Origin of the sequence: Mesorhizobium sp. M5C.F.Ca.IN.020.29.1.1, from assembly GCF_003997375.1 — a bacterium.
Classification (GTDB): domain Bacteria; phylum Pseudomonadota; class Alphaproteobacteria; order Rhizobiales; family Rhizobiaceae; genus Mesorhizobium; species Mesorhizobium wenxiniae.
On the sequence record NZ_RZSW01000771.1, the window covers coordinates 1 to 2,201 of the forward strand.

At 58.8% G+C, this 2,201-nt stretch carries 2 protein-coding genes and 1 pseudogene; all 3 read right to left on the minus strand.

Annotated elements, in window-relative coordinates; genetic code table 11:
* Positions 1-164, minus strand: a pseudogene (locus EOA85_RS39580) (response regulator); the annotation flags it as partial.
* A gap of 10 nt (positions 165-174) precedes the next feature.
* A complete protein-coding gene (locus EOA85_RS33330) occupies positions 175-1,179 on the minus strand; it encodes an HWE histidine kinase domain-containing protein (protein ID WP_127212546.1) in 1,005 nt (334 codons plus the stop codon).
* 583 nt (positions 1,180-1,762) lie between these two features.
* Entirely contained in the window at positions 1,763-2,185 is a 423-nt protein-coding gene (locus EOA85_RS33335; protein ID WP_127212547.1) for an SOS response-associated peptidase family protein, read from the minus strand.
* Positions 2,186-2,201 lie beyond the last annotated feature (16 nt).

Genomic DNA, 2,201 nt, shown 5'->3' on the forward strand with positions numbered 1-2,201 from the left:
ACGTCGAGGAGCGCCACTGCGGGCAGTTCGTCGTCTAACAGGCGGAGCGCATCTCGCACGGTGGCCACCGGGCCCATAACCCGCCAACCGTGATGCTCAAGCAACAGCTTGAGGTCCATCGCTATAAGAAACTCGTCCTCCACAATCAAAATGGTTTTCTGCATGGAACGGCATTCAGCCCGGGCGAGCGGCACTCCCCAGCGGAATGACGATCTCAGTCTCCAAACCGCCTACTAGGTACTTCTGTTCCACCTGCCCTCCGAGGCTGTAGGTCGTAGCGGATTGGATGAGTTCGGTACCGTAGCCCGTCGTAGCGGGCGGGGTCACCGGCGGGCCGCCGCTTTCCACCCAGCTGAGTCGGAGCCGGCAGTTCCCTTCCTCTGTCCGCCAGCTGACCCGCACCTGACCACCAGATACCGACAGTGCTCCATACTTGGCGGCATTCGTCGCTAGCTCGTGCAGGACAAGGCTGAGCGACTGGAGCGCGCGGGTATCAAGCTCAACGGCTACACCGGGTCCGATCACGATTGCGTCGGGATTAGCGGTATAGGGTGCGAGGATGCGCTCCAACAGCGCCACCAGATTTGGCTCGTCCTGCTCGACGAAGGCTATGTCCTGCGCTTCCACCAAGGCATTGAAACGCCCCAGGAAATCATCACGGTATTCCTCTGCCGAACGGCCCTCCGTGGTGGTGTGACGGGCTATCGATTGCGCAACAGCGAGCAGGTTTTTCATCCTATGCCTGAGTTCGCCGAACTGCATGTCCTTCGCTGCATCTCGGCGATAGCGATCGGTTGCGTCCACCATCGATAGCAACAGGGAACGACTGCCGTTGTCGGGATGGTGCAGCGTGCGAGCTGTCAGAAGCATCGTTCTCCGGCCTATATCCGGAAAATCGTGCTCGACCTCATAGTTGATCACGGCCATGCTTTTTGGGATCACCGCCGAAAGCAAATGACGCAGTTCCGGAATGTCCCATTGGCCGTTGCCCAGCTCATAGATGTGCTGCCCGATCGTCTCGTCCCGGTCAACTTTAAATGTTTCAAAGAAGGAACGACTGGCATTCTGTACGGAAAGACCTTCATCCAGCACAACCAACGGATCGGCAACGGTATCGACGATACCCTGCAACTGAACGTGGCCGGTGCGCAGAAGGCGGTAAAGGTCTTCCATATTCATCGTGAGCAGCCCTGCATTGTAGGGCCCAGATTAAAAGGTAGCCCGGCGTCCTGCAATCACGTAGCGTGACCAGCTGACCGGCAGCCTCGCCATGGTGCAATTTGCCTCAACGCGGCTATGGCTCTGCCCTTGTGAGCCTACGGCCGAGTCACAGGAAGCGCTCACCGTCGGCGCGGTGCTCGAAACAGAACCCACGAGATGGCTGCCTCGGCTTGGCAAAGCCCCATCCTGCATTCTTGCCGCAGCCGGGATGCTCGCACTTATGATGCTGAATGCCGGGCGTGTGACGGACCCCATTGCGCCGGGAAGGCGGATTTCGTCGCTCATAGCCGTGCTATCGGCTCGATCATGTGTGGGCTGTCGTTCGGCTTCCCCTCTTTGACGGTCGCATTTACGTCTCGGCTCACCCGGTAGAACTGCAGTTGGCCATCCAGGTGGAGAGCGAGCAACTGCTTTGCTGCTTCTGCTAGAGTCACCGGATCTAGCCAAGCGTCGTAGAGGATCGAGGATCACTGGCTGCCTGTCGTGCAACTGTTTCATTGGATCAAGGCTGGCCCGGCGATGATCGTGCAACTCGTGACATCTAAATTGGAATTGTAAGCCCAGAGGCCGACAAAGGAGAACGGCGCCGATCAGGCTGAAAGATGTGCCAAGCATCTCGTTTCTTGTCCGCCGGCGAAATCGTCCATTCGTAGAAGCCGTCGGCAGGAACAAGGCAGCGTTTTGATTTGAACGCATCGCGAAACGCGGGTGCCGTGTCGACGCTCTCGATTCGGGCTTTGAACATGGCGGCTTTCGGCATCTCCTTGGCCCAAAAGGGACGGGCCACCAACCTTGGCGAAGCCGGTGGATTCCGTTTTCGCCTGCCGTGACGAACGGCACTTTCTTCCGTGGGCGCCATGTTGTAGCGCGGCGCGTCGTTGCGGCCGATTTCGGCTGGCGCCGTTAGTCGATAGAGGCGGTGAATTTTCGACCACGGGGGATACCTGGTGTAGCGTCCGCACATGGCTTGCCCCTAGTTC

Excerpts from the sequence above, each read along its gene's own strand:
- EOA85_RS33330 (WP_127212546.1), bottom strand. The coding sequence starts at position 1,179 with ATGAATATGGAAGACCTTTACCGCCTTCTGCGCACCGGCCACGTTCAG.
- EOA85_RS33335 (WP_127212547.1), bottom strand. The coding sequence starts at position 2,185 with ATGTGCGGACGCTACACCAGGTATCCCCCGTGGTCGAAAATTCACCGC.